This is a genomic window from Pyrococcus woesei (assembly GCF_050496105.1).
Classification (GTDB): domain Archaea; phylum Methanobacteriota_B; class Thermococci; order Thermococcales; family Thermococcaceae; genus Pyrococcus; species Pyrococcus furiosus.
Genome location: NZ_CP179867.1, coordinates 141,819 through 167,777 on the forward strand (window position 1 = coordinate 141,819; position 25,959 = coordinate 167,777).

At 40.2% G+C, this 25,959-nt stretch carries 33 protein-coding genes, 3 tRNA genes and 1 other RNA gene; 15 read left to right on the forward strand and 22 right to left on the reverse strand.

Annotated features, from left to right (window positions below; all coding sequences use genetic code 11):
• The 17 genes from ACMFNG_RS00815 to ACMFNG_RS00895 form a co-directional block, all read right to left on the reverse strand.
• On the reverse strand, nt 1-879 hold the full coding sequence (locus ACMFNG_RS00815) for an MEMO1 family protein (protein ID WP_011012785.1): 879 nt from the start codon (nt 877-879) through the stop codon (nt 1-3).
• 47 nt (nt 880-926) lie between these two features.
• Entirely contained in the window at nt 927-1,964 is a 1,038-nt protein-coding gene (locus tag ACMFNG_RS00820; RefSeq protein WP_011012786.1) for a pyridoxal-phosphate dependent enzyme, read from the reverse strand.
• A 41-nt stretch (nt 1,965-2,005) separates the two neighbouring features.
• Complete coding sequence (gene rpsB, locus ACMFNG_RS00825) at nt 2,006-2,614, reverse strand: 30S ribosomal protein S2 (protein WP_011012787.1); 609 nt, start codon at nt 2,612-2,614, stop codon at nt 2,006-2,008.
• A gap of 13 nt (nt 2,615-2,627) precedes the next feature.
• Nucleotides 2,628-3,647 carry a hypothetical protein gene (locus ACMFNG_RS00830; RefSeq protein WP_011012788.1) on the reverse strand — a complete coding sequence of 340 codons (1,020 nt, stop codon included), beginning with the start codon at nt 3,645-3,647 and terminating at the stop codon, nt 2,628-2,630.
• A 6-nt stretch (nt 3,648-3,653) separates the two neighbouring features.
• Entirely contained in the window at nt 3,654-3,827 is a 174-nt protein-coding gene (locus tag ACMFNG_RS00835) for a DNA-directed RNA polymerase subunit K (protein WP_011012789.1), read from the reverse strand.
• A gap of 24 nt (nt 3,828-3,851) precedes the next feature.
• Nucleotides 3,852-3,928, reverse strand: a tRNA-Pro gene (locus ACMFNG_RS00840).
• Between the two features lie 26 nt (nt 3,929-3,954).
• Complete coding sequence (locus ACMFNG_RS00845; RefSeq protein WP_010867658.1) at nt 3,955-4,152, reverse strand: DNA-directed RNA polymerase subunit N; 198 nt, start codon at nt 4,150-4,152, stop codon at nt 3,955-3,957.
• A gap of 59 nt (nt 4,153-4,211) precedes the next feature.
• On the reverse strand, nt 4,212-4,619 hold the full coding sequence (locus tag ACMFNG_RS00850) for a 30S ribosomal protein S9 (protein ID WP_011012791.1): 408 nt from the start codon (nt 4,617-4,619) through the stop codon (nt 4,212-4,214).
• 11 nt (nt 4,620-4,630) lie between these two features.
• Nucleotides 4,631-5,059 (reverse strand): 50S ribosomal protein L13, encoded by a 429-nt coding sequence (gene rplM, locus ACMFNG_RS00855; RefSeq protein ID WP_011012792.1) that lies wholly within the window; start codon nt 5,057-5,059, stop codon nt 4,631-4,633.
• A 6-nt stretch (nt 5,060-5,065) separates the two neighbouring features.
• Nucleotides 5,066-5,428 (reverse strand): 50S ribosomal protein L18e, encoded by a 363-nt coding sequence (locus tag ACMFNG_RS00860; protein WP_011012793.1) that lies wholly within the window; start codon nt 5,426-5,428, stop codon nt 5,066-5,068.
• 68 nt (nt 5,429-5,496) lie between these two features.
• Nucleotides 5,497-5,584: transfer RNA gene (locus ACMFNG_RS00865), tRNA-Leu, on the reverse strand.
• Between the two features lie 5 nt (nt 5,585-5,589).
• Nucleotides 5,590-6,375: a DNA-directed RNA polymerase subunit D gene (locus ACMFNG_RS00870; protein WP_011012794.1), complete on the reverse strand. Its 786-nt coding sequence runs from the start codon at nt 6,373-6,375 to the stop codon at nt 5,590-5,592.
• A gap of 33 nt (nt 6,376-6,408) precedes the next feature.
• Nucleotides 6,409-6,822: a 30S ribosomal protein S11 gene (locus ACMFNG_RS00875; protein WP_011012795.1), complete on the reverse strand. Its 414-nt coding sequence runs from the start codon at nt 6,820-6,822 to the stop codon at nt 6,409-6,411.
• Nucleotides 6,819-7,361: a 30S ribosomal protein S4 gene (locus ACMFNG_RS00880; protein WP_010867652.1), complete on the reverse strand. Its 543-nt coding sequence runs from the start codon at nt 7,359-7,361 to the stop codon at nt 6,819-6,821. The genes ACMFNG_RS00875 and ACMFNG_RS00880 overlap by 4 nt, the downstream gene beginning before the upstream one ends.
• A gap of 18 nt (nt 7,362-7,379) precedes the next feature.
• Nucleotides 7,380-7,826, reverse strand: coding sequence for a 30S ribosomal protein S13 (locus ACMFNG_RS00885; RefSeq protein WP_011012796.1), 447 nt, complete (start codon nt 7,824-7,826; stop codon nt 7,380-7,382).
• 37 nt (nt 7,827-7,863) lie between these two features.
• Nucleotides 7,864-7,950, reverse strand: a tRNA-Ser gene (locus tag ACMFNG_RS00890).
• Complete coding sequence (locus ACMFNG_RS00895) at nt 7,936-8,523, reverse strand: class I SAM-dependent methyltransferase (protein ID WP_011012797.1); 588 nt, start codon at nt 8,521-8,523, stop codon at nt 7,936-7,938. The genes ACMFNG_RS00890 and ACMFNG_RS00895 overlap by 15 nt, the downstream gene beginning before the upstream one ends.
• 94 nt (nt 8,524-8,617) lie before the next feature.
• Between ACMFNG_RS00895 and ACMFNG_RS00900 the strand changes: the two genes are divergently transcribed.
• On the forward strand, nt 8,618-9,118 hold the full coding sequence (locus ACMFNG_RS00900) for a hypothetical protein (protein ID WP_014835590.1): 501 nt from the start codon (nt 8,618-8,620) through the stop codon (nt 9,116-9,118).
• Here ACMFNG_RS00900 and ACMFNG_RS00905 read toward each other — a convergent pair.
• Nucleotides 9,115-9,468 (reverse strand): DUF3783 domain-containing protein, encoded by a 354-nt coding sequence (locus ACMFNG_RS00905; RefSeq protein ID WP_011012799.1) that lies wholly within the window; start codon nt 9,466-9,468, stop codon nt 9,115-9,117. The two genes, ACMFNG_RS00900 and ACMFNG_RS00905, sit on opposite strands and share 4 nt — an antisense overlap.
• Nucleotides 9,469-9,569: 101 nt before the next feature.
• On the opposite strand from ACMFNG_RS00905, the gene ACMFNG_RS00910 reads away from it, so the two are divergent.
• Together ACMFNG_RS00910 and ACMFNG_RS00915 are read left to right on the forward strand one after the other, a co-directional pair.
• Entirely contained in the window at nt 9,570-11,315 is a 1,746-nt protein-coding gene (locus tag ACMFNG_RS00910) for an ABC transporter ATP-binding protein (protein ID WP_011012800.1), read from the forward strand.
• Entirely contained in the window at nt 11,305-13,041 is a 1,737-nt protein-coding gene (locus ACMFNG_RS00915) for an ABC transporter ATP-binding protein (RefSeq protein WP_011012801.1), read from the forward strand. Before ACMFNG_RS00910 ends, ACMFNG_RS00915 begins: the two co-directional genes overlap by 11 nt.
• Here ACMFNG_RS00915 and ACMFNG_RS00920 read toward each other — a convergent pair.
• On the reverse strand, nt 13,038-13,601 hold the full coding sequence (locus ACMFNG_RS00920) for a nitroreductase family protein (protein WP_011012802.1): 564 nt from the start codon (nt 13,599-13,601) through the stop codon (nt 13,038-13,040). The genes ACMFNG_RS00915 and ACMFNG_RS00920 overlap by 4 nt on opposite strands.
• Nucleotides 13,602-13,802: 201 nt before the next feature.
• Here ACMFNG_RS00920 and ACMFNG_RS00925 point away from each other — a divergent pair, with 201 nt between their 5' ends.
• The 11 genes from ACMFNG_RS00925 to metG all read left to right on the forward strand — a co-directional run bounded on the left by ACMFNG_RS00925 (nt 13,803) and on the right by metG (nt 21,735).
• Nucleotides 13,803-14,684, forward strand: coding sequence for an ATP phosphoribosyltransferase regulatory subunit (locus tag ACMFNG_RS00925; RefSeq protein WP_011012803.1), 882 nt, complete (start codon nt 13,803-13,805; stop codon nt 14,682-14,684).
• Nucleotides 14,681-15,295: an ATP phosphoribosyltransferase gene (gene hisG, locus ACMFNG_RS00930; protein WP_011012804.1), complete on the forward strand. Its 615-nt coding sequence runs from the start codon at nt 14,681-14,683 to the stop codon at nt 15,293-15,295. The genes ACMFNG_RS00925 and hisG overlap by 4 nt, the downstream gene beginning before the upstream one ends.
• On the forward strand, nt 15,285-16,412 hold the full coding sequence (hisD, locus tag ACMFNG_RS00935) for a histidinol dehydrogenase (protein WP_288072696.1): 1,128 nt from the start codon (nt 15,285-15,287) through the stop codon (nt 16,410-16,412). Before hisG ends, hisD begins: the two co-directional genes overlap by 11 nt.
• A 66-nt stretch (nt 16,413-16,478) precedes the next feature.
• Nucleotides 16,479-17,009 carry an imidazoleglycerol-phosphate dehydratase HisB gene (gene hisB / locus ACMFNG_RS00940; RefSeq protein WP_011012806.1) on the forward strand — a complete coding sequence of 177 codons (531 nt, stop codon included), beginning with the start codon at nt 16,479-16,481 and terminating at the stop codon, nt 17,007-17,009.
• On the forward strand, nt 17,009-17,593 hold the full coding sequence (gene hisH / locus ACMFNG_RS00945; protein ID WP_011012807.1) for an imidazole glycerol phosphate synthase subunit HisH: 585 nt from the start codon (nt 17,009-17,011) through the stop codon (nt 17,591-17,593). The genes hisB and hisH overlap by 1 nt, the downstream gene beginning before the upstream one ends.
• A gap of 1 nt (nt 17,594) precedes the next feature.
• Nucleotides 17,595-18,317 (forward strand): 1-(5-phosphoribosyl)-5-((5-phosphoribosylamino)methylideneamino)imidazole-4-carboxamide isomerase, encoded by a 723-nt coding sequence (hisA, locus tag ACMFNG_RS00950; RefSeq protein WP_011012808.1) that lies wholly within the window; start codon nt 17,595-17,597, stop codon nt 18,315-18,317.
• On the forward strand, nt 18,286-19,041 hold the full coding sequence (gene hisF / locus ACMFNG_RS00955) for an imidazole glycerol phosphate synthase subunit HisF (protein WP_014835588.1): 756 nt from the start codon (nt 18,286-18,288) through the stop codon (nt 19,039-19,041). The genes hisA and hisF overlap by 32 nt, the downstream gene beginning before the upstream one ends.
• A gap of 10 nt (nt 19,042-19,051) precedes the next feature.
• Nucleotides 19,052-19,681, forward strand: a complete 630-nt coding sequence (gene hisIE, locus ACMFNG_RS00960; protein ID WP_014835587.1) for a bifunctional phosphoribosyl-AMP cyclohydrolase/phosphoribosyl-ATP diphosphatase HisIE — start codon at nt 19,052-19,054, stop codon at nt 19,679-19,681.
• Entirely contained in the window at nt 19,678-20,694 is a 1,017-nt protein-coding gene (gene hisC / locus ACMFNG_RS00965) for a histidinol-phosphate transaminase (RefSeq protein WP_011012811.1), read from the forward strand. The genes hisIE and hisC overlap by 4 nt, the downstream gene beginning before the upstream one ends.
• A complete protein-coding gene (locus tag ACMFNG_RS00970) occupies nt 20,685-21,401 on the forward strand; it encodes an HAD family hydrolase (protein WP_014835586.1) in 717 nt (238 codons plus the stop codon). The genes hisC and ACMFNG_RS00970 overlap by 10 nt, the downstream gene beginning before the upstream one ends.
• A gap of 4 nt (nt 21,402-21,405) precedes the next feature.
• Entirely contained in the window at nt 21,406-21,735 is a 330-nt protein-coding gene (metG, locus tag ACMFNG_RS00975; RefSeq protein ID WP_011012813.1) for a methionine--tRNA ligase subunit beta, read from the forward strand.
• Here metG and ACMFNG_RS00980 read toward each other — a convergent pair.
• An RNA gene (locus tag ACMFNG_RS00980) (C/D box small nucleolar RNA) lies at nt 21,736-21,792 on the reverse strand. It abuts the gene before it with no gap.
• A gap of 60 nt (nt 21,793-21,852) precedes the next feature.
• Between ACMFNG_RS00980 and ACMFNG_RS00985 the strand changes: the two genes are divergently transcribed.
• Complete coding sequence (locus tag ACMFNG_RS00985; RefSeq protein WP_430515181.1) at nt 21,853-22,212, forward strand: hypothetical protein; 360 nt, start codon at nt 21,853-21,855, stop codon at nt 22,210-22,212.
• Here the strand turns inward: ACMFNG_RS00985 and ACMFNG_RS00990 are convergent, their stop codons facing one another.
• Both ACMFNG_RS00990 and ACMFNG_RS00995 read right to left on the reverse strand, forming a co-directional pair.
• Entirely contained in the window at nt 22,213-23,943 is a 1,731-nt protein-coding gene (locus ACMFNG_RS00990) for a membrane protein (protein WP_011012815.1), read from the reverse strand.
• A gap of 47 nt (nt 23,944-23,990) precedes the next feature.
• On the reverse strand, nt 23,991-25,955 hold the full coding sequence (locus tag ACMFNG_RS00995) for a S8 family serine peptidase (protein WP_011012816.1): 1,965 nt from the start codon (nt 25,953-25,955) through the stop codon (nt 23,991-23,993).
• Nucleotides 25,956-25,959 lie beyond the last annotated feature (4 nt).

Consider the following 25,959-nt stretch of genomic DNA (forward strand, 5'->3'; position numbering starts at 1 on the left):
TCAAGCCTTCCTCATTACTATGCTAGCGTATCCCACTATTGCATCTGTGCTCCGACTAACTTCAAAGCTCGTAGTGTAGTGAAGAAGCTCTGCTTCAATTGCCCCAGCAAGCTTAGAGTAGACTATTCCAACTCCTACTCCACCTGGGCCGCACATGGTATGATTCATAGCATTTATTTCCTCAAACATTCCCTCTACATCAAAGTCAAGTATCCTTCTAATTACTCTCATATCCCACTCCTTTACTAGGTTGGGTAATTCATCAGCTCTAGCCCTGAACGGAACGTAGCCATAAAATTCTCCATAGTGCATAAAGTCAGTGCTTGCTATAACCACAATATCTCTTCCAAGCTCCTGGGAAGCCTCGTAAATTGCTTTTCCTAGTGCATAAGATACTTCTTCATCTTGTATTCCTAGGGTTATTGGAACTATCTTAACATCTTTTCCGGAAAGTTCTGCCAAATACTGTATAAATGGAAGTTGGACTTCTATGGAGTGCTCGTATTTGTGAGCTAAGTCATCTAAATCTGCTATCTCGGAAAGTTCAGTGATTCTCCTTGCCAGCTTTTCATCAACCTTTATTCTCCCTAGCGGAGTTTCCCACTCACCTTTTGGATAGACAGCGATGGGCGAACCAAGTCCAGTATGATTTGGGCCAAGTATCACAAAGACCTCTGGAAGACCATCCTCATATATGGCCTTGTATGTTCTAGAAGCGGTGTAGCCTGAGAATATGTAGCCCGCATGAGGAGCAACACCTGCGGTGATTCTCCTTGAGTTTCCTTCCTCCCCTAAATCAGTGAAGAACCTTTTGAGCATTTCCACAAGCTCTGCATCATCTGGATAAAACTGCCCTGCAACAACAGCACGCCTTATCATCTTTCTCACCAAAAAATATTGTTATGCGAGATATTTTAACGATTTCTTCAGAAGGAACTGTGAAGTTTAAGACCACTTCCGGTAAGTGGGACTACGAAGGATTTTCCCTCATCTTCAAAAAATTTAAGGGCCGCGTATGCTACCGCTGACGTAGGTTCAACGATAAATCCCATTCTATAGAGCTCAGTAAGAGCTTGCCTAGTCACCCTTTCCCCAATACTTATGCACGACCCATTTGACTCTTTAATAATCCGAAACATCTCCTCTTTCCTGGGTGGATTAGGTATAGCTATTCCATCAGCCAAGACGTTTGCCTCACTATTACTCCTTTTACACAAACTTTCAAATCCTTTAGCTTGAACAGCTATCATTTTGGGGAGCCTAGATATCTCCCCCATTTCAAACAACTCCTTAAATCCCTTCCATATTCCTATGAAGAGCGTTCCACTTCCTGTTGGAACTACAACATATTCAGGCACTCCCACCTGCTCATAGATTTCATATGCCACTGTTTTTGTCCCCTCGAGAAAATATGGATTCAACCAGTGGGAGAGATAAGGAATGTTGTTTTCCCTTGAGTACTTAACGGCTTCTTCATGAACTTTCATTCTATCTCCTTCAACTATATGAAGCTCTGCTCCAAATGAAGATAACAAAGAGAGTTTTTCCTTTCTAGTATTAGATGAGACAAAAATGTGAGTTCTAATGTTGGAGAACGCTGAGTATACTGCCATGCTAATAGCAGCATTCCCAGAACTATCTATCACAATCTCCTTAATTTTTAACTCTTTAAGTTTTGCAACAGTTACATAAGTTCCTCTGTCCTTAAAAGACCCCGTGGGATGAAGATACTCCAACTTAAATATGACATTTTTAACTTTACTAACAGGTGTTACAGGAGGATGGAGATAGGGGAGAAATCTCTCATTGACAGGCAGATAGGGCAAATATCTTCTCATGTCAAAATATCTTCTCTGTGGAGCAAAGGATGAATACTTTCTTTCAACCAACAGAGTTCCTTCACACTCGCACTGAATTCTCAAATCTTCTTCATAAACTCTATTGCATTTTGTACATCTCAACAATTAAATCCACCAAGAAACAAAAGTAAAGAAAAAATAAAAATTTACCTTCTCACGATCTTCATCTCGAATTCTTCAACGGGTATCTTGAAGTCTTCCCTGCTCTGTATCTCTCCTCTGTTGTAGAGAATTTCTCTTGCGAGTATCCAATAAATTAAGGCCAAAGCTTTTCTTCCCTTGTTATTTGTAGGAATTGCAAGGTCAACATAGCTTAATAGATTTTCAGTATCTACTAGAGCCACTATTGGGATACCAATTTCAACGGCTTCTCTCATAGCTTGGTGATCAGCTCTTGGGTCTGTAACAATTAGAACATCTGGCTCAAAGAAGTTTTTAACTGCTGGGTTGGTCATCGTTCCTGGAAGAAATCTTCCTGGAATCGCTCTAGCTCCGGTAACTTCACCAAACTTCTTGACTGGTTTTTGGCCATAGAGTCTAACACTCACTGCAAGTATGCTCTGAGGCTCAAATTTTGCTAGGAACTTTCCAGCAACCTTTAGCCTTTCATCAGTCTTCCTGACGTCTAAAACGTATAGTCCATCTTGCCTTACCCTGTAGATAAACTTCTTCATGTCTTTGGTTTTTTGCTGTGTTCCTATGTGCACTCCAGCAGCCAAATACTGGTCGAGTGGAACTAGATACTCATCAGCCATTTCTCAACACCCCCTATTCTTCAAACGTTATTATCCTACCTCTTTCACCCAACTCTTCAGCAATTCTATTCAATTCATTTATTTTTTCAACAGAGTTCATGTGGATCAGCATGGCAGGACATCTCAAACCCAGGGCAAGGTGTGGTAGAGTTTCATCTGCAGGCTCATATTTACTTTCGGACAAAATTGGGGTTATTTTTTCTGCTTTCACATCATTCACGAAGTTGTATAGATCAGTGAGCGTTCCCAGGTTTATAGGTTTTATTGATAATGCGTTATAGTACTTCCTGTCGAGTATGTTATACTTCCTGTACAGGTACTCCCCGTCTATAAATACCCCATGGGTGCCAGCTATCAGCTCTAGAAATAGCTCTGGAGTTCCAATGGGCTTTATGTAAGCAATATTGTAGTCCTCAACAATTTCTAGAACCTTTTCGGTTTCCAGCTCTTTTCTCATTGTAATACCAAGGCTAACCTCCAAACCTAATTCCAAACCAACTTGCTCGGAAGCCTTTGATAGCTCTTCTAAGGAGAGGGAAAAATCTAGTAGGCGAACAACGGCATCTATGATATCAGTGACTTCCAGGAGGTCTCTCACTATCACGTGATATTCAAAATTTTCATCAGCTCCAAATGTAACTACTGGCACTGGGAGTTCGGTTGTGAATGTACCTCCTATATAAGAGTACAAGGAGATATTCCTAGAATTCGCGGCAGCCTTTGCCACAGCTACGGAAACTGCCAGTGCTGTATTTGCTCCTATATGGCTAAAGTTATCAGTACCATCAATTTCCCAAAGGTAGCTATCAATAAGCTCTTGATCAATTGCATCAAACCCTATCAACTCTGGGCCAATTATTTCATCAACTTCACTGACAGCTCTCCTTGCCTCAGCTATATAGAGGGCAGGATTTTCATCAATGGGAGCAGCGAACCTACCAAAACTTTCATCAGTAACAACGTCAACTTCTACAGAGTATTGTCCTCCCCTTAAAACGACAATTCTCCCAATTATATCTTGAATAATGCTCATCTTCCATCAGCTCGGTCTGATTACTGTTATTGGGATTACACCCTTTTCAAACTCCAAGATAGCTGCTTCAAGCGGTGTTATTCCCGGAGGCACGTCTATGAGGACGGGTGCTCCCATGGAAATTTGAAGGGCTCTTGCTCCTATAATCCTAGCTTTCTCAAACCTCGTATACTTGAACATGTACTCATCACCTTTGCGATATTTTGGTGGGGCCGCCGGGATTTGAACCCGGGTCTCCGGCGCCCCAGGCCGGGAGGATAGCCAAGCTACCCCACGGCCCCACTTAAATAAAGAAAGGGTGGTTTTTTCAATACACTCTGTAATGCATTATGTCATCAATTAGCTCTACATGACTTAGGAGCATTCTCCTACAGCAGTACCTTTCTAAACCCAAATCGTCAAGGACCTTTTCGGGATCTTCCCCAGCTTCTACCCTTCTTTTAAACTCATAGTATTTATCTCCAATCACCTTACCACATGTGAAACATCTAACAGGTACAATCACGGGACTTGCCCCCATCCGTTTTCGATAATAAAAGAGTTTTTAAAATTAACGGAAAGAGTTCAACGATAACTCTTCTGTCTCTTAGCTCTTGGACCCTTTGTAGATCTGTTTGGCTTGTGAGGTTCAGTTCTTCTTGGATCTCCTACAAGCATCGTTCTATCGTACTTCATGAATTTCTCCTTAAGGCTCATGTCCCCAGTCCACTCTACAAGAGCTCTCGCAATTGCCATTCTTGCTGCTTCGGCTTGTCCCATGAATCCTCCGCCTTCTACCTTAACATCTATGTCAACGCTGTTCCAAATCTCTTCTCCTGCAAGGATTAAAGGTTCTAAGATTGTAAATCTTGCAATCTCTGGCTCGATAATCTCAACAGGCTTACCGTTAATCCTAACTCTTCCCTTCCCCTCTCTAATAACAGCTCTAGCAATAGCAGTCTTTCTCTTTCCAGTAGTTTGAATGATCCTCATTATTCACCACCTCAGAACTTTCCTCCCAGGAATTTTGCAACCTCACCAACGGTAACATACTTTGGTCTTGAAAGCCTTGACACATGAGCCTCAATAATAGTCTCAAGCTCCTTACCTTGGAACTCCTTGGGAATTCCCACATAAACCTTAAGCCTCTTAAAGGCCTTCCTTCCCCTGTCGGTCTTCCATGGGAGCATGCCTCTTATTGTTCTTCTCACAATTTCGTCGCTCCTCTTGGGATAGAATGGTCCTCTCCTGGGGTTTGTTAATGTCCTTAATTCTGTCCTTTGCTTGTACTTCTTAAAGATTACATCTCTGTTTCCAGTGATTACAGCCTTTTCAGCATTAACTATGACAACTTCTTCACCCTCAAGGAGCATCTTTGCAACCTTTGATGCCAATCTTCCAAGTATTAAACCTTCAGCGTTAATAATCCTCATGGCCCATCACTCCATTATTCTTACTCCACTTCCAGTCGGATTTCTTTCAATGAGCTCTTCAATTGTTATAGCCTCCCCACCAGCCTCAATGATCTTTCTTCTAGCTGTTTCGCTGAACTTCCAAGCTGCAACGATAACTTTCTTTTCTAGCTTTCCAGCTCCAAGAACGCTTCCTGGAACAACGATCATTTCTCCGTCGTTGGCATATCTGTTGATCTTACTTACATTAACTTCTGCCCTCTGCCTTCTAGGTCTTTCTAACCTCCAAGCTACGTCTTTCCATATCTTGACTCCATATTCATTTGACTTTTTCCTAAGGTATCTAATGAGCCTCCTAAGATTTGGATCAGTTGGACCTGTTCTCTTCATAAATGCATTCCCCCTATCTTTTTATCTCGCCGCAGGGAAACCGACAAGGGCGGGGTGAGCGTAAATACTGGTGCGGGGGCGGGGATTTGAACCCCGGAACCCCTACGGGACGGGACCCTGAATCCCGCGCCTTTGACCAGGCTCGGCAACCCCCGCAGGGATCAAGAGGTCAATTTTTGAAGTTCACTTATAAACCTATCGGCCTTTCTCATCAAGATTTTAAGAGCTATGGATACTATTTCCTCTACGGGGAGCTCTCCGTTTGTTTCAACTGTAAATATGTAAGTATTTGGCACTATCTCCTCCCAGATTTCCTTACCTTCATACTCTTCGAAATCCTTTGGTATGTAGAAAGGTTTTATTGTTGTCACTAGTACTTCTTCCTCAGTTTCTTCCACAGGAAGACCCCTTTTCTTTGCAAGTTTTTTCAGCTCCTTCCATTCGGGGATTGACTTGCTGATATGAACGATAGTGTAGTACTTGTAATACACAAATCCAGGTTGCCACTTAGCATGATCCTTTCCTCTACCAAGCTTGGCATAGGCATTAAATACAAGTCTTTGTCCCTCAGCGAGCTTTACAATTGGAATGTTTGGATTTACAGGTTTTACATCCGGATCATCACTCTTTAAATCACCTGAATATACAATCCCTGGGCCTTCAGCTTCTAGAGAGAGAGTTACCGTGTAATCATCAAGTTCTAATGCGTCCAACTCAAACCTATCAACTGGAGTAGTTAGTGGAATCATTGCTAATCTGTGGGCAATGATTTCATCAAAAAGTGCTGAGTCGTTTTCATAAAATTCTACTTCATCAACTGCAAATGTTGGGACTTCCCCTAAAATTGTCCTTCTTAGTGCATTTGCAAACGAAACATGAACCCCCTTTAAGACAAACTTAATAGAATCTTCCTTTTTTTCAAGAATCTGAACTTCAATTCCGGCCATTTCCCCTCCTCCACAAAAATAAAGTTGAAAAGATCAGACACGCCTACCTCTTCTACCACCCTTTGGCCTAGTACCATCGTGTGGTATTGGAGTAACATCCTCAACTCTACCTATTTTCAAGCCTGCTCTAGCCAAAGCTCTAATTGCTGCCTGTGCCCCAGGTCCAGGAGTCTTGCTCTTGCTTCCTCCTGGGGCTCTAACTCTAATGTGAACGCCTACAATTCCCTTTTCAAGGGCCTCTTCTGCTGCTCTCCTTGCCGCAAGCATTGCAGCGTATGGAGAAGGCTCATCTCTGTCAGCTTTAACTACCATACCACCGCTCCATCTGCTTATTGTTTCAGCACCTGTTATGTCAGTAATATGAATAATCGTGTTGTTGAAGCTTGAATAGATGTGAGCAATTCCCCACTTCTCCTTCTTCTTAATGTTAACTTGCTCCTCGCTCATGCCTCACCACCTTGCTTAGCCTTTTCTATCATCATTCTCTCCGGGTGCTGTGGGTTAGCAAACGGAGATGTTCTCGCGTATGTTATTGTGTCTTCCTCTTCCTTAAGGACGAGATAGCTTGGAGACCTTATTATCTGGCCATTAACTTCAATGTGCCCGTGAACGATAAGCTGTCTTGCTTGCCTCATGGTTCTAGCAAGTCCCTTCTTGTATACGATAGTTTGAAGTCTTCTCTCTAGAATGTCCTCAATTGTTAGTGAGAGGACATCATCAAGAACTGCATCCTCTGGAAGTAAACCAAGTCTCTTAAGCCTAGCAAGCAATTGCTCTCTCTCAATTTCAGCTTGCTTACCTCTCGCAGCAAGCAACCTTCTTGCCCTTCTTCTGAAGTTCTTAAGTTGTGTTTCGTGCTTCCAAAGCTCCTTCTTGTTCTTGAGCTCGTACTTATCCATAAGGACTCTTTCTCTATCAAGCCTCTCCTTAATCCACGGATGTGGTGGAGTTTCATACTTCTTCCTTTGCCTCTTAGGATCACCCATATCTTACACCTCCCATCCTCACTTCTTCTTCCTGCTAACACCGACAGTTTGACCTCTTCTGAAGTTAGACCTAGTTCTCTGTCCTCTAACTGGGAGACCAAGCTCGTGTCTAATTCCACGGTATGCCCTAATTCTCCTGAGTCTCATGATATCCTCTCTGATTGCCATGTCAAGTTTTGCAGTGATGAGATGTAGATCCCTACCAGTCTCATAGTCCTTAGGCCTGTTAACTGCCCACCTAGGAATTCCATGAGCTACGGGGTCAGCTAGTATTTCTTCAATTTTCTTTACTTGCTCATCAGTCAAGTATCCTGCCTTCATAAATGGGTCTAACCCTGCAACTCTGCAGACCATTGTAGCGAAGTTTATTCCTATTCCTTTAATAGCAGTGAGCGCCCATCTTAACTGCTTATTTCCGTCTAAATCAACTCCCGCCACACGAACTATATGCCTAAAGTTAGCCATTTTATCACCCCTACACTTGTGTCGGAAAGATTTATTCTGGCGCCGGGACGGGGATTTGAACCCCGGCGGGCAAACGCCCACGGGCTCTCAAGGCCCGCGCCCTACCAGGCTAGGCTATCCCGGCATACACCCTATATCCCGAACCTTTGGCTAACTCAACTACTTCGGTGAAGGTGTCCTCCATGAGGGATTTAATAAATTTTGCCCCCAATTTAGTCTTAACTACTATCTGAAGCATGCCGCCATCGTGAAGGTATTTAGGAGCATTTATAACTATTTCCCTCAAAATTTCCTTTCCTGCATGAATTGGGGGATTGGTAATTATAGAGTGGAATTTTTCTCCCTTAACGGGCTCGTAAAGATTTCCCCATCTAACCTCGGCATTAGTGACATTGTTAATTTTTAAATTTTTTCTTGCGATTGATACAGCCCTCCTGTTTATATCAGACATGACAACGTACTCAACAAATCGAGAGGCCACAATACCTATAGGCCCATAACCACATCCTAGATCAAAAACTCTCCAGTTAGGCCTTAGAACCATACTCTCTATTAAGAGTTCAGTCCCCCTATCAAGCTTTCCAAAGGAAAAAACACCGCTGGCAGTTATAAACTTAAAACAATACCCTCTAATGCAGACTTCAATTGTTTTTGTCTTTAACGGCCCACCAGGAGTTTCTGAATAGTAGTGGCTCACATCCAAAAATATTTGTGAGAAGCTTATAAATGTGGGGGCCCACTTCTCCACAACAGTTAAAAATATTAAAATTTATAAAAACTTAGTGAAACATATGAATTCTAGATCTATGAATCTTAAAGCAATGCTCATAATAGGAATAACAATTCTTTTTCTTGGTTGTTTAGCTCAAAAAGAACAGGAAGCGTCCAAAGAGGGAATACTTCGCATAGGAGTCAAAATAGAAGAGAAAGAAGGCAACAAAGTTCTAACAAAGATTTTCATAAAAAATGTGGGAAATTCCACAGTCAGAGTAGCTAAGCCAATATACTTTGTTACCTTAAAGTTTGAGCTCTATAAGGGAAATGAGAGTATGAAATTCAGAGGTCCCGTACCAACTTACCTTCCCCTAACTAAAGAGGAAACAAAAGTTCTTAAACCTAGGGAAACCTTAGAAGCAGAATACATTGTTGACCTCTGCTGGTGGAATGTCACTAAAGGAGAATATACCCTCGCTGTTATTTATGATACAATAGAAACAAAGAGCCAAGGTGTAGATTTCGTCAGGCAAAGACTAGTCATAAAACAGAACGTCACGGCAAAAGAAACATGTTAACCTAATTTAAAGCTTTTCATTGCCATAAAGTATTGGTGTTCGCGAATAAGTTCATTTAATAACTCCTCAAGTCTCCAAGTTAGAGAGATAGGGGTAGTTACTGCAAATATAACGTTATTAAAAGCTGTCTTAACTGTTTTGATTATCTTCTTTATCTCTTCGGATGAAGCACCATGGATGATTATGAACCTTTGAAAATGCCAATCGCATCTACCTTCAAGTGAATCCCTTTGAATAATCTCCTCGACTACTAAATCTTTGCAATATTCGGGGATACATACTACATCTCCAACTAGCTCTCTTAGTTTTTCAACCTCACTGTCAGAAAACCCAATTGCAAGTATCCTCATGAAGCTATCTTTGTACAATCACCATTTAACTTTTTTGACTCGGGTAGATGGATATCTTAACCAACAAATTTTTATAGTAGCGAGAAAATATATCATGATGTATGTCCAGCTCACTATCCCAGTTAAGGAGACTGCTTGGGTACCTAAGAAACCACAAACTGGAATTCTTAACTGGCATTATATTAGTTGTATTCATGTCCTATGCAAGCAGTGTAATCCCCATCCTTATAAAAGAGGCAATAGACAAGGGGATCTCAACTAAAAACTATGAATTTGCCCTAAGATATAGTCTCATAATTTTGGGAGTTGCCGTTTTGCAAGGAGCTTTTAGCTTCACTGCACGTTATTTACTTGTAAAATCCGCGCAACACGCTGTTTATGACCTTAGAATGGATGCCTTTAGAGCCATACAGAGGCATAACATTGAGTTCTTTGACAAAACGTATTCTGGGCAACTAATAAGTAGAATAACTAACGATACAGAGAGAATAACGAGATTCCTATCCTTTAGAATTAGGATGTTCGTTTACTCTATGTTCCTCATAGCAATGTCCCTTTACTATATGAGCAGAATGAGTGGAATCTTATCAGCTGTAGCCTTTGTAACAATTATCATTGTTGTCCTAATAAACACAACATATGCAAAAAAAGTAAGGCCAATTTATGACAAGGTAAGGCATCAAACGGGAGTCATAGCTTCAGTAGCAACGGCCTCAATATCTGGTATAAAGACAATTAAGGCCCTAGCCGCTGAAAGATTTATTCAGGGGAAATTCTCAAATGAAAATGAGAAATTATACAAGTTCAACATAGATGCCACAAGGATAACGGCAATCTATGGAAATGCGTCATTTCTTGTTTTAGGGCTTGCAATGGGAACTATGGTTTATTATGGAGGAAAAGGAATAATTGAAGGATTACTAACAGTGGGAGAACTTGCAGCTTTCTTGACATATATGCTAACATTAATGTGGCCACTGAGAGCTTTAGGATTTACAATAGGGGACATACAAAGGAGTTTAGCTGCAGCCTCCAGGCTCTTTGAGATAATTGATAGTGCACCAAAGTCTATCGATCCTCCAGATGCTGTAGAGATAAAGAATCCTAAAGGAAAAATCGAGTTCAAGGATGTCTGGTTTACTTATCACACTGGGAAAACAGTGCTAAAAGGAATAAATCTGACAATAAACTCAGGAGAGAAAGTTCTAATAACTGGACCTCCTGGGTCTGGTAAAAGTACAATCCTTAAACTTATTGCCAGATTTTACGAGCCCACCAAGGGGCAGATACTAATTGATGACATTGACATAAGGAAAATAAAAACAGAAAACTTGAGAAAAATCGTTGCCTACGTTCCCCAAGAGCCCTTCATATTTAACAGAACCATTAGAGAAAACATTGCATTGGCAAAGCCTCATGCTGAAATAAATGAAATTATTAAGGCTGCAAAAATAGCCAAAATCCACGACTTTATATCTACTCTTCCAAACGGTTACGAGACCATAGTTGGAGAAAAAGGAGTTACGCTCTCAGGCGGCCAGAGACAGAGAATTGCTTTAGCGAGAGCATTACTTTTAGAACCCAAGATTATACTTCTTGATGATCCCGTGTCGAACTTAGATGCCAAAACAGAAAAAGAGCTTGTTGAGGATCTAAAGGATATTCTTAAGGACAAGACCGCAATAATAGTCTCCCAACGTCTTTCTTTGGCAAAGATAGTTGATAGAGTTGTTGTTATGAAAGATGGAAACATCGTTGAGGAAGGCTCCCCCGAAGAATTGGCAAAGAAAGGAGGACTGTTCAGCGAGATGCTAGCAAGTATGAAGGGTGAGAAAAATGGAGAGTAACTCAACACTTTTTCTCATCAAAAGATTCATCGGAGAAGTAACTAGGCAGAAGAAAATACTTGGAATAATACTCCTTTCAATAATAGGATTAACGTTAACAAACTTAGCTTCTCCCTACATTTTAAGAATTATAATTGACGAATACCTTGTCCCTAGGAAGCTGGAAGGCCTGGGGTTTATTACAGCACTGTACCTTTTAACGTTGATAGGCCAGTGGGCGTTTATGACTCTCCAAACCTACTACATTGAGGTATTTGGTCAAAGAGTGCTGAGAGAGTTAAGGAGTAAATTGCATGAAAAAATGTTAATCTCCAACCTTGATTTTTTTAAGAACAAATCTACGGGAGATTTAGTTTCTAGAATAATAAATGATACTAATATGGTAAATGATGTCTTGGTTTCAGGACTTTTGAGCGGGGTTAGTAGCATTCTAAGCCTGTCTGGAATAATCATAGCGATGTTCCTACTAGATGTTAGACTGACACTCGTAACATTGACAAGCGTCCCATTAATGGTAGCTATAGCCCTTTACTTTGGAGGAAAGATGAGAAGAGCTTATAGGGAGACGAGAGAGAAAATAGCAAGGATATCAACCATAGTAGAAGAAAGCGTTGCTGGTATTGAAACCATAAAGGCATTTGGAAAAGAAAGGGATGTAGAGAAGGACTTTTCCCTCGCATCAATAGAAACTATAAAGGCTTACCTCAGAGTTGCTGTATATATGGGTATCTTCTGGCCTCTAATGAACATAACTAGCCTACTTTCAGTTATAATTGTCATAGCCTACGGAGGATATTTAGCGTATAAGGGAGCCGTAAGCATAGGTGTTGTAGTTGCCTTCATTCAGTATGCCCAGAGATTTAGAGGACCAATTAATAACGTCGTAAGTATGTATGACAGCTTACAGTCTGCATTAGCGGCATTAGAGAGAATATATGAAATTTTAGACGATGAAAACGTTGAAGATTACAAAGGAATTAACGTTGAAAGATTAACTGGAGAAATAAAATTTGAAAACGTGTGGTTTGAATACGAAAAAGGAATACCCGTATTAAAGAACATTAACCTCCATATTTCACCTGGAAGCAAAGTTGCAATAGTTGGAAAGACTGGAGCAGGAAAAACAACTATGATTAACCTAATTTTAAGATTCTACGATCCTAATCAGGGAAGAATTCTCTACGACGGCATTGAAGGAAGAAAAATAAGTAGAGAAAGCCTTAGGAAGAGGATTGGATATGTCCCCCAAGAGACGTATCTCTTCCCAGGAACCATTATGGAAAATATTCTAATAGGAAATCCGGAAGCAAAAGAAGAAGATGTAGTTAGGATATGCAAAGAGCTTGGAATCCATGATTTCATAATGAAACTTCCCAATGGGTATGAAACTACGGCAGGAGAAGCTGGAAAGTTGTTGTCAGTAGGAGAGAGACAACTAATTTCCATAGCAAGGGCTCTCCTAAAAGATCCAGATATTGTTATTCTAGATGAGGCCCTCTCTAGTGTAGATCCTAAAACCGAAAGTCTTGTACAACGGGCAATGTTAAAGCTTATGGAGGGAAGAACAAGCATAATAATTGCCCATCGCTTGACAATAACGCAGTATGCAGACAAAATTGTAGTTCTCGAGGATGGAAAAATCGTGGAAGAGGGTAGCCCTCAAGAGTTACTTGAGAAAAGAGGATACTTCTACACCTTATACACCACCCAGGTTGAGGAAATCTAAAACTTGTTAAAGGAAACAACTTCTTCAATACTTTTCCTCTTTAGCTTTGGCTTCGGATCATCTGGGTATCCTACTGGGAGTATTACCTGAAGCCTCCATTCCCTGGGAACTTGAAGAAGTTCTTCTATTGGCCGTGTATTTGGAGGAGTGTAGGTAACTGTTCCAAGTTCTACCTCTTCTAAGGCTAAAAGGAAGTATCCCACAGCAATCCAAACTGATTGAAGCCAATAAGGAGCTTTCGTATATCCAAATACCAATACTAAATACGGAGCCTCTGTTAGAAAAGGTTTTTCTGGAGTGAATTCATTCTCCACTAACCATTCTTTCAACTCCCCCTTAATTCTCTCATAGAATTTTTCCTCCTCTACTTCACATACTTCTCTTATTCTGGCCTTTAATTCCGGATTGTCAATTACTACAAATTTCCAAGGTTGAGCGTTCATTCCACTAGGAGCTTCTTTGGCTGTCTCAATCGCCTTGAAAACTAATTCAATTGGAGGTCTATCCTTCGAAAATTTCCTCACTGTTTTTCTTCGCTTTGCAAGCTCTAGTACCCTCATGGGAGTAGCTTGAGATATTGTAAAATATAAACCTTACCAAACGTAAAATTTCTTGTCAAAAATTCATAAAAGCAACCATTAAATTTATTAAGGTACTAAAGAAGTCTAAGTGGTTTTGACCATGCTAGCCTTTGCATACCTACACCTTCATCATCATTGATCTCTATTCTCTCTTCACTTGGTTAGTTGGAGGTGTTTTCTATGTGGGCTAAGAGAAGCATGGAGGAGTATATTAAAATTGCTGAAATTGCAAACAAGCTTCGCTCGATTTTTCAACTCTGGGGATATAAAGAAGTGGTATTTCCAATTATCGAGGAATACTCACCTGAAATTAGAAAAGGAACAAAATTTGCCTATAATAACTTGTTCTATCTAATCTCCCCAGACGTCACATCAAGAATAATAAAACAGTTCAAAGACGGAAATGCAAAGGTATTCTACATAGCAGAGGTCCTAAATGGTGATGTTAAGGGAGAATGGCAGGCTGGAATAGAGTTCATTGGAGGAAAAGGTCTGGGAATGTATCTTGAAGCTCTTTCGATAGCAATAACATCCCTAGAAAGTCTTGGAATTACAGAATTCTACATCGACATTGGAAGCATTGAGGTTTGGAAAGAACTAAGCGGAGAATACTGGCCCAAAATAAAAGAAGCCCTAATAAAGCGAAACTTTGAGATAATAGAAAATATTCCAATTCCCAAGGACAAAAAAGACAAGATGTGGGAGTTATTTAATTTTAGGGGAAGAAGAAGTGGAATAGAAAAATTAGACACTATAGTTGATTCCATAGAGGATCCAAGGGTGTTTATAGACCTAGGAACTGTTCGTCCACTTCCCTACTATACCGACATAATATTCGAAATATACTCTCCCCAGGTAGGAAAACCAATAGGGGGAGGAGGAGAATATGAGGTTAGAGGAAAGCAGGCGATTGGCTTCGTTTTCTACTTAAATAGGTTGCTAAGTCTTTACAGACCGAAAGATAGGGCAAGAAAAGTTATTTCTGAAATAGATCCTAAGAAAGCATATTCCACAGCTAGAGAAATGGTGAGACTAGGAATTCCAGTGGAGGTGAGGTTATGAGGTTTGTTTTACCAAAGGGAAGGCTTTACCAAGATTCGATAAAAGTACTAGAACTCGCTGGAATAAAAGTTCCAAAGAGAGACGAAAGAGCTCTAATCTGGGGGGATGGAAATAACGAATTCCTTTTAGCTAGAGCGTTTGACGTTCCCGTTTATGTTGAACATGGAATTGATATAGGAATAGCGGGGAGTGATGTAGTAGAAGAGAGAGGAAGTGACGTGTTTATCCCCCTGGAACTACCTTTCGGAAAATGCAGGTTAAGTATAGCTGTCCCCAAGGAGAAAGTTGTAGACCCAGAAAATATGGATGGTTACAAGATTGCAACAAAATATCCCAACATAACAAAGAGGTACTTTGAAAATCTCAATATTGAAGTTGAAGTGATAAAACTCCACGGAAGTATAGAGCTAGCTCCAAGAATAGGAATAGCTGATGCAATAGTTGACATAGTGGAAACAGGAAATACATTAAGATCAAATGGACTCGTTGAAGTTGCAAAGATAATGGATGTTTCAGCGCTCCTCTTAGTAAATCGCATTTCTCAAAAGATGTTCTTTGAAGAAATTAATTCTTTCATAACAAAAATTAGGAGGTCTGTTTATGGACATTGAAGAATACGTCAGGGAGATTTTGAAAGATATCCGGGAAAGAGGATTAGAGGCAATAAGAGAGTACTCAAAAAAATTCGACGGATATGAAGGCCCATTTGAAGTCTCAAAGGAGGAGTTTAAGGAAGCTGAAGAAAGAATTCCAGAAAGGGATAAAGAAATTATAAAGAGAACTCTCAAGAGAATTGAGAAATACCATAGAAAACAACTAAAGCAGGACATTTTATACATCGAGAATGGCTCTCTCTATGGGCTAATATACAAGCCACTCAAGAGAATAGGGATATATGTCCCAGGTGGGAAACCGCTGCCTTCAACTCTAATGATGGTAGGAGTCCCCGCAAGGGTCGCTGGAGTTAAGGAAATCGTTGTAACAAACCCACCCAAAGATGGGAAAGTAAATCCATACATCCTGTACATAGCAAAACTCCTCAAGATTGAAGAAGTATACAAGCTCGGAGGAATTCAGGCAATAGCTGCCATGGCTTATGGTATTGGAATGAAAAAGGTCCAAAAGATCTTTGGGCCTGGGAATAAGTTTGTCAATGAAGCAAAGAGACAAGTTTTTGGAATTGTCGGGATAGACAGTTTGGCTGGCCCTTCTGAAATAGCAGTAATTGCAGATGAAAGTGCGGATAAAGATTTCGTTCTTTACGATTTGTTAAGCCAATTAGAACACGGAAAAGATAGCAAGGCATGGTTATTGACGACGTCAAAAGAACTAGCAGATTACTGTAATAGAGAGGGAATAACAGTTATCGTGTGTAGCTCTCTTGAGGAATGCTGTAAGAAAGCTAATGAAATAGCTCCAGAACACCTTGAGATAATAACTAGAGAACCCCTAAAATTGGTAGACTTAATTGAAAATGCAGGTGCGATATACCTAGGGCTATACACACCAGTTCCTGCAGCTGACTACTTCTTAGGAGTTAATCACGTTCTCCCAACGGGAGGTGCGGCAAAATTCATGGGTGTTCTCACAGTTTGGGACTTCATGAAGCCAATAAGCATTGCAATGGTTAGTAGAGAGGAGTTTATCTCTGAAAGAGAGCTGGGAATAAGATTAGCTGAAATAGAAGGAATGGAACTCCACAAAAAGAGCTTGGAGGTTAGAAAATGAGAAAGAAGGCTAATCATTGTGAAATCAACTGTGTAATTAAAGATACCTTTTATTGGGGTGAAGAAAGTGAGGAGAACTACAAAAGAAACGGATATAATTGTAGAAATCGGGAAAAAAGGAGAAATAAAGACAAATGACTTAATCCTAGATCACATGCTTACTGCCTTTGCATTTTATCTAGGAAAGGACATGAGGATCACGGCAACGTATGACTTGAGGCACCACTTATGGGAAGATATTGGAATAACCCTTGGAGAAGCGCTTAGAGAGAATCTTCCAGAAAAGTTCACAAGGTTTGGGAATGCAATAATGCCAATGGACGATGCTCTTGTCTTAGTTTCAGTGGACATTTCAAATAGACCCTATGCAAATGTGGATGTAAACATAAAAGATGCAGAAGAAGGATTCGCAGTTTCTCTCCTAAAAGAATTTGTTTGGGGGCTCGCTCGCGGACTTAGAGCTACGATCCACATAAAACAACTAAGCGGTGAAAATGCCCACCATATAGTAGAGGCCGCATTTAAGGGGCTTGGAATGGCTCTGAGAGTAGCAACTAAAGAGAGTGAGAGAGTTGAAAGCACAAAGGGGGTATTGTAATGGATAGAATTGCAATAGTCGACCTAGGAATTGGTAATCTAGCAAACGTAAAGAAGGCCCTAAAAGGATATATAACTAGCGATCCTTACGAGATAGAGAAAGCAGACAAAATTGTTCTTCCCGGGGTTGGCAATTTCGGGGCCGTGGTGGACAAACTCGCCCCAATAAAAGATATAATCATTGAGGGAATAAACGAGGGAAAGCCCTTCCTGGGAATATGTCTTGGAATGCAACTTCTTTTCGAGGAAAGTGAAGAAAGCCCAGGAAAAGAGGGACTTGGAATATTCAAAGGAAAAGTTGTGAAACTAAAAAATGTAAGAACCCCACATATTGGCTGGAACCAGGTGTGGATAAAGAAGGAATGCAAGCTCTTTGAGGGGCTAAAGAATGGCAGCTATTTTTACTTTGTTCACTCCTATCATGCCGTCCCACAAGACCCCGATATAATAGCAACAACTACAGACTATGAAAATGCAGAGTTTGTCTCCTCAGTATGCTTTGAAAACATATTTGGCGTCCAGTTCCACCCAGAAAAGAGTAGCAAAAATGGTCTTATACTCCTAAGAAACTTTAGGAGGTTATAAAATGAAGTTTAGAATTTACCCAGCCATTGATATAATGGATGGAAAAGTAGTAAGGTTGTATAAAGGAAAGAAGGACGAAGTAAAGGTGTATGGAGATCCACTGAAGTTTGCAGAGAAATTTTCAGAATACGTGGATAAAATCCACATAGTGGATCTGGATGGGGCATTCTCCGGCAAACCCCAAAATCTTGACATTGTAGAGAAGATAATTAGAGATGTTGGAGTAAGAGTGCAGATAGGGGGAGGATTTAGAGATTATGAGTCGATCAAGAAGGCGTACGACATAGGAGTTGAGAATGTAATTATAGGAACAAAAGCCCTTGATATCTCTTTTTTGGAAAGAATAACCTCAGAATTCGAGGGAATAACAGTCAGCTTGGACTCCAAAGGGGGAAAGATTTTCACCAAAGGTTGGATAGAGGAAGAGAGCCTTCTTGTAGAGGATGCATACAAAATGCTCCGAAAATTCGTTAATAGGTTTGTATACACAGTCATAGATAGAGACGGTACCCTCCTGGGAATAGAGAAAATCAAAAGGTTCTGGGGAGATGAAGAATTTATTTATGCAGGAGGAGTGGCAACACCTACCGATATAATTCAGCTGGCTGAAATAGGGTTTTCTGGCGTTATTATTGGGAAGGCTTTGTATGAAGGAACTATCTCTCTTGAAGAAGCTTTGGAGGTTGCTAAAAGTGTTGGCAAGAAGAATTATAGCAGCTCTTGACATAAAAGATGGTAGGGTTGTTAAAGGAATAAAATTCAAGAACATTAGAGATGCTGGAGATCCAATAGAACTAGCTAAAAGGTATGAGAGCGAAGGAATTGACGAGATAGTCTTTCTAGATATTACTGCCTCCTACGAAAAAAGGAAAATCCTTCTCGACTTGGTAGAAAGAGTAGCAGAGGAAATCTACGTTCCTTTTACGGTGGGAGGAGGTATAAGAACAGTTGAAGAGGCAAGAGAAATAATTAGACGAGGGGCCGACAAGATATTTATCAATACAGCCGCCGTGGAAAATCCCTCCTTAATTAAAGAGATCGCTGACCTCATAGGCTCAGCAAACTTAGTTGTTGCTATAGATGCCAAGTGGAACGGAAAATTCTGGGAAGTTTATACACACGGGGGAAGAAAGCCCAGGGGAATGGACGCTGTTGAGTGGGCCAAAAGAGTAGAAGAACTGGGAGCAGGTGAAATTCTCCTCACGAGCATGGACACCGATGGAACAAAGCAGGGATTTGACATTCCACTAACAAAAGCAGTTGTTGATGCCGTAAATATTCCCGTTATAGCCTCTGGAGGGGCTGGAAAACCAGAACACTTTTTAGAAGTATTTAGGATAGGTTCTGATGCTGCATTAGCGGCATCAATTTTCCACTATGGTGAATATACGGTAAGGGAACTGAAGATGTTTCTTGCCAAAAATGGAATTCCAGTTAGACTTGATTAGAGGTGAGCATATGGAAATTGAAAAGTTATTGGAGCAAGTAAACTGGGAAAAGAACAATGGGATTGTCCCCGTCATAGTTCAGGATGAAAAAGGAGAAGTTCTTACACTTGCATATATGAACAAAGAAGCCCTTAGAAAAACTCTTGAAACGGGAATTGCCCACTACTACTCACGTTCCAAGGGTAGAATTAGAATGAAAGGAGAAGTTAGTGGGAATATACAGACAGTTAAAGAGATAAAAATTGATTGTGACAATGACGCCCTCTTGCTAATAGTTTCTCCAAAAGGACCTGCCTGTCACACTGGAAACTATTCATGCTTTTATAGAAAGCTTGGAGAACCAGAGAGAGTGCTCCCAATAGATTATTCTCTTTCAATTCTAAAGGAGCTCGAAGAGATAATAAAAAGAAGGAAAGAAACCCCCGTTGAAGGTTCATATACGTCCAAACTTTTTAAGGAAGGGAGAGAAAAGATCTACAAAAAATTTGGAGAAGAAGCTATAGAAGTCCTCGTTGCTGAGAAAAGGGAAAGGATAATCTACGAAGTTGCAGACTTATTATATCACCTTCTAGTGCTCCTTACATATAATGACATTTCTCTAGGAGAGGTTATGAACGAGTTAAGGAGGCGGAGAAAGTGATCTGGGAAGAAATTCTAAACTTCGAGCCCTATAGAGCCGTAGAAGGAAACTACAGAATATGGCTTGATAAAAATGAAAGTCCCTATGACCTCCCTCCCCAACTTAAAGAGGAGATATTAGAAGAACTCAAGAGAATAGAGTTTAATAGATATCCTCACATAACCTCAGACCCTCTAAGAGAGGCCCTCGCAGAATTCTACGGACTAAAAAAAGAAAACATAGCCGTTGGGAATGGTAGTGACGAACTAATAAATTATCTTGTGAAGATGTTCAAGGGAAAGTACATAGTCGTTACCTCCCCCACTTTTGGCATGTATTCATTTTTTGCGAAGCTTCATGGAATTCCAGTGAAAGACATTCCCCTAAAGGAGGACTTCACAATTGATGGAGAGAGAATTGCAGAAGAAGGAAAAGCAGCATCAGCAATTTTCATAGCCTCACCAAACAACCCTACGGGAAACTCTCAACCAGAAAATGAAGTCCTCAAAGTTCTAGACTCTGGGAGAGTAGTTATACTTGATGAAGCCTATTCTGAGTTTTCGGGAAAAAGCTTCATACCAAAAATCAGTGAGTATGAAAATTTAGTAATTCTAAGGACGTTTTCAAAGGCGTTTGGACTTGCTGGAATTAGATGTGGATATATGATAGCAAATGAAAAGATTATAGATGCTTTATACAGAATACTCCCTCCATACAATCTTAATTCCTTGACAATGACAGTGGCTATAAAGATGTTAGAACACTATGATATTGTCAAGAGAAGAATTAAACTTATTGTAAAGGAACGAGAAAGAATTAGAAGAGAATTTATAGAATACTCCTATCCGAGTGAAGCTAACTTTCTTCTTATGAAGCTCGATGCATACGATTATCTTCTAAAGAAGGGGATTGTCGTGAGAAAGTTATCTGGAAGGCTAGAGGGTCACATTAGGGTAACAATAGGAAAAAAATGGGAAAATGATGAGCTGATTAAAGCCCTAAAAGAATTCCTGGAGGAGTGCAGATGTGGATAGTCTTTGATGTAGATGGTGTACTCATAGACACTAGCGAGAGTTATGATATGGCAACAAAGCTCACAGTAGAGTACTTTCTTTCCCACCTGGGAATTAAGAAGGAAGTTTCTTTAGAGATAATAAGGGACATGAGAAAGAAAGGAGTATTTTCGGATGATTTTGAACTCAGTGAAGCATTAATTTTAATGTATCTTTCAGGAGAAGACCTTCCAAAAGGAGAAGGAGTTGAATATTTAAGGCAGAAGTTAGGAATTGTACTAGATAGAAAAGACATCGAAAGGGTGTTTAATACGTTTTATCTTGGCGAAATATATCCTAACAGCATTTTCAAGTTTGAAGGACTTTGGAGAAAAGAGAAGAGAATTGTTGATATCGAATTATTAAAGAAGGCAAAAGAAACTTATAAGCTGGGGATAGTTACTGGAAGAGATTCCCTAGAGATGAAGCTTGCAGAGGAAATTATCCGCTTTAAATTCGACAAAGTTGTTACAAGAGATATGTTTGAAAAACCTGACCCCCGGGCCTTATATGAAGTTACACAAGGGGAGGAAGCCATCTACATAGGAGACAGCAAAGTTGATGAAGAGCTGGTCGAGAGGTATAGGAGAACATTCAAAGGCAACGTTACCTACCTCATGGTCGGGAGAGATGTCAATGATGTCAACGAAGCATTGAAAAAGATACTTTTCCAATCATATATAAGGTGATTTTATGGAGTTATATGACGTTTCAGAATTTTGGAAGTTTGATATGAGAGTTGGAAAGGTAATAAAGGCAGAAAAGTTAAAGAGAACTAGGAAATTGATAAAGTTGGTTGTTGATTTTGGAAAAGAAACGAGAACAATAGTAACTGGAATAGCAGATCAATATAACCCCAAAGATTTAGAAGGGAAGAAATTTATTTTTGTTCTAAACTTAAAACCAAAAGAATTCTCTGGAGTTAAAAGTGAAGGAATGCTAATAGTGGCAGAAGAAGAAAATGGAAAAGTTTACTTACTTCCTGTTCCAGAAGAAGTTCCGGTAGGAACAAAAGTTTGGTAGAGATCAGCACTTAAGATCCTCATCATCCCTTCAGAGCTGCGCGGGTTCATCATCTTTACCACAAGATCTGAAAGCATTTTTATATTTTTATGTGCTAAGTTGAATTGGTGTTGTATGATGAAAAAAGTTCTTGGTGCAATAGCATTAATTTTTGTAGTTGCAGGAGCATATGGAATAATGCACTATGCAAACGAAGAAATATACTATTCCCTTAGAGCAACTTTCAGGATGGCAGGAGTAGGATACAAGGGATATGAGCTGAGAGATGGAACTTTAGTGTTTAAATTTGAAAGAAAAGGAGATGTTTTTGCCCAAGTAATTGTTTCAAAAGAGTACACAACAAGTGAGAAAATTCCCATAAAAGATGTAAAGAAAGTAATTATGGAAATAACAACCAATGGAACAACGAAAGTTTATGAGGCTAAGTTTGTGGGACGTGAAGGAGAAAAAATGATATATGAAGCTATAGAAAGATAGCTACCTTTTAATTTTTACCTTCTTGAAGATAATAACTATCATCCCTCCCCCAACCACCAGTACTATTGAGAGGACTGTCCAAAGAGCACTTCCCTTTTCTGCTCTAAATCCATGTACTTCATATGCTTTAATTGAGAGGGGGTATTGAGATGGATATATAACAATGTAACCGTCGAGTGTTGAAACTACCGCAGAGTTCGTTGCATTTCCTATATATTTAGAATCTCTAATTAAGATAAGCGTTGAGTTTTCTAAGAAAACCTTCCCATCGACAAGTCTAGGTTCAGGAATATCAGCAAAGAGAAGCTTTCTAAGGTAGGAAACACCATTTCTATACATTTCAGAATCAACAAGTCCAACTTTTTCTAAAGCCCAAAGAACTTTCGAAGTAGATGTTATACCAGCTACAGACCCCTGAGTGTATGGAAATGCTCCTGTCTTATATTGTCTTTCTTGAAGTATTTTCAGGGTTATATTAAACTCCTCACTCATGTTGAATTCTTTAAACAGAATTAAGGCATATGCAAAATAGTATGTGGGTATTTTATAATAGATTGGAGCTCCTGACTCATCTTTTGCACTAACCATCCATGTTAGATTAGCCTTCAAGTACTCTATGGAGGAGGTATAATTGTAAGGGACATCCAACATCTTAAAGACTAAAATAACATATTCGGTATTGAAAAAGTCTTCCCATTTCCCATTTTCCTGAATGGAAAGGAGGTATTTAATCTCGTTGCTATAATCCAACCCAAGATAAGCTTTAATTCTTGCAACTTCAGCAATTTGCCATGGAAGTAACCCAGTTATATTTGAGGGCAATTCAGGGGAAACACCGCAGTGGAGATAATAATCTGCAAGCACAACTTTCTCCCATTCAAATTGAGGAGTTACTTTCTTGAGGTAGGGACATGCTACCGACGTAAGATTTCTAAATTCATTAATTTTGGAAACATCAATCAAATCCAAAACTCTATATCTTAAAACTCCCCAAAAGCCAAAGTTTTGAAGAGCAAGTAGTTTCTCCTTATACTTTTCTTTCCCAGTTGCATATAGAGCCATTGCAACTTCCATGGGGCTATTATAGTCTCTTACAGGCAAGTTTACACTCTCTCCTAAGTAGGAAAGAGCAAATGCTTTGTAAACCTCCAATTCTTCATTAATCCCTAATTTCTCGAGTGACTTTCTATCTTCAAGTGCCATTAACCCAAATATTTTTTCAATATCAGTGTGAGGAGTATTAGAGAGGAGCCACTCCCTAGCTCGTCTCACAGCCTCTTTAACTTGCTCTCTAATGTCAATATATCCTTGTGAGGGAAGGCCCAAGTATTCCTTTAAGGCAATGTAAGATAAGGCAGTGTCAAAGTAACTATCCCAGGATCCATCAGATTTTTGAGTGTAGATCAACCAGTATGCTGCATTTGTAATTGTGAGATAATATCTCCCGCGGGCAAGGTTTTCACACCTCATCAGCGCCATCATTGCCATTGCAGTATACTTAGGCTCATGCTTTTCTCCATATGCATAACCCCAAGAGTCAAAAGGTGTTTTAATTTGCATTAACCATTCACAACCCTCTAAAGCTCTTGCATATTCGCCTACCTTATATAATGCTATTACCGAAAAGGCTGTATCTGGAGTAGTAGGTTTGTAGACGTAGAGATATTCTCCAGCTTTCACTGGAGATAAGAGTAAAGTAATGATAATTACCCCTAAGAATACCTTTTTCACAAAAATTCACCTCCCTAAAACAAAAAAGAAAGAATAGTTAAAAGGCTTCAGCCATAATAAACTTTAGCCGTCAGCTCGTAGTAAGCCCAACCGTAAGTGTAGTAGGCATATACTAGGAAGTACCAGGTTCCTGGGGCGGGGTTTAAGTATTCTACGTGTTCGTAGCTGTTGGAACTCTCCGATCTATCTACAAGCTTCTGGTTAGGATCGTAGAGGTAAAGGTCAAGATCATGGTAGCTTGTGTCAAACACTAGGTCTCCAGTAATCTTTGTAGCCCCAGAGTTAACGGTCATTGTAAAGGTGTCGCTCCTGTCATAGTAGTAGTGAACGGATCCTTGGAACGTCTTTGCGTCTACTGTTGGTTCTGGTTGTGGAGATGGTGAACTTCCAGGCTGTGAAAGGGAACCATCACTTACCACATCTACTTGATAGTTTGCACTTCCGCTGTAGCTTACAACCTTAATTGTCCATGTTCCATCAGTTGGGTTGTAATAACCAACCTTTTCGAATCCATAGTAGGCGGTGTAAGAGTAGTCAACCTGGTTTCCATTGGGATCGTAGAGGTAAAGATCAAGGTCGCTATTGGCATTGTCCCAGTATAATGTGGCAGTTACGAACGAAGCTCCGCTAATAACGAACTGGTGAGTTTGGCTGCCTTTGTTGGCAACATATCCAGTGAACACTAGCTTTGCATAGTTATCGTAGTTTATAGCCTTGTATGCATTAACCCTACCTGCACCGTAGGCTATATCGGCTATTTCATCTGGCTTTACGATATCAGCAGTTTCTATGAGGGCTGTTTTTACTTTGTCTGGAGTCCAGCTCGGGTGTGCTTGGAGCAAGAGGGCTGCAATACCAGCTACGTGAGGAGTTGCCATTGATGTCCCAGGAGCTGCTGTGTAATAGTCATTAATTGGTTGACCCATGCTAGTTCCACTTGCTCTGGCAGCAATTATCCAGTTTCCTGGAGCAACAACCTCAGGCTTAAGCCTGCCGTCTGCAGTTGGCCCTCTGCTTGAGAAGCTTGTTATAACATCATACTTGTCAACGGCTCCAACTGTAATAACTTTGCTTGCAGCTGCTGGAGAACCGATTGTATACTTGTTAGGTCCACTGTTTCCAGCGGCAACCACAACAACTAATCCAGCATCCCACGCTGCATTAACAGCCTGACTTAGAGCGTCAGTACCATCTGAGCTCTGGCTTGAACCAAGAGAAAGATTAATGACCTTAATTCCGTACTTATCTTTGTTATCAACGGCCCACTCAACTCCCTTAATTATAGTAGATATGCTTCCAGAACCATCGGCACCTAGAACCTTAATTCCCGCCAGCTTAGCTCCTGGAGCCATTCCCTTGTACTTGCCATTACTTGCTGCTCCAGTACCAGCTGCTATTGAAGCTACATGAGTTCCATGTCCATGGTCATCGTATGGATAACTCCTACCATTGACAAAATCTACCCACCCAATTACTTTTCCTTGGAGATCTGGATGAGAAGCGTCAATTCCAGTGTCAATTATTCCTATTGTGATTCCAGAACCATCATATCCCAAGTTCCAAACGTAAGTTGCCATAACTTGAGCTGCAGACTCATCCAGTCCTTCTAATTCTGCTGAAACTGTAACTTTGTAGTCTTCCTGGATAAACCTAACACCTGAAAGCTTAGCTTTACCCCCTGTTAAACCTGAGATGACTAGTAAGTCTCTAACCTTAAGATCGGCAGCTATTGCGGGTATAATATGGTACACATACCTAACTTTTGCACCCATTAACTCAAGAACTCTTACTGCAATTTCTTTTTCCCTATGGTTTTCAAATACAATTACTGTGCTGATTTCCTCGTTAGGATTCAATTTTTGAATTTTTCTGAACAGTCCTGGCGTTAGCAGACCATAGTTCTTCTCAACATTTCTTACTTGTTCAACTTTCTTCTCTGGAGCTGCCGCTACGCTCCCTACTACCAAACCTAGAACTAAAATCACTAATATGAGAGCTTTTAGCCCCTTCATGTGG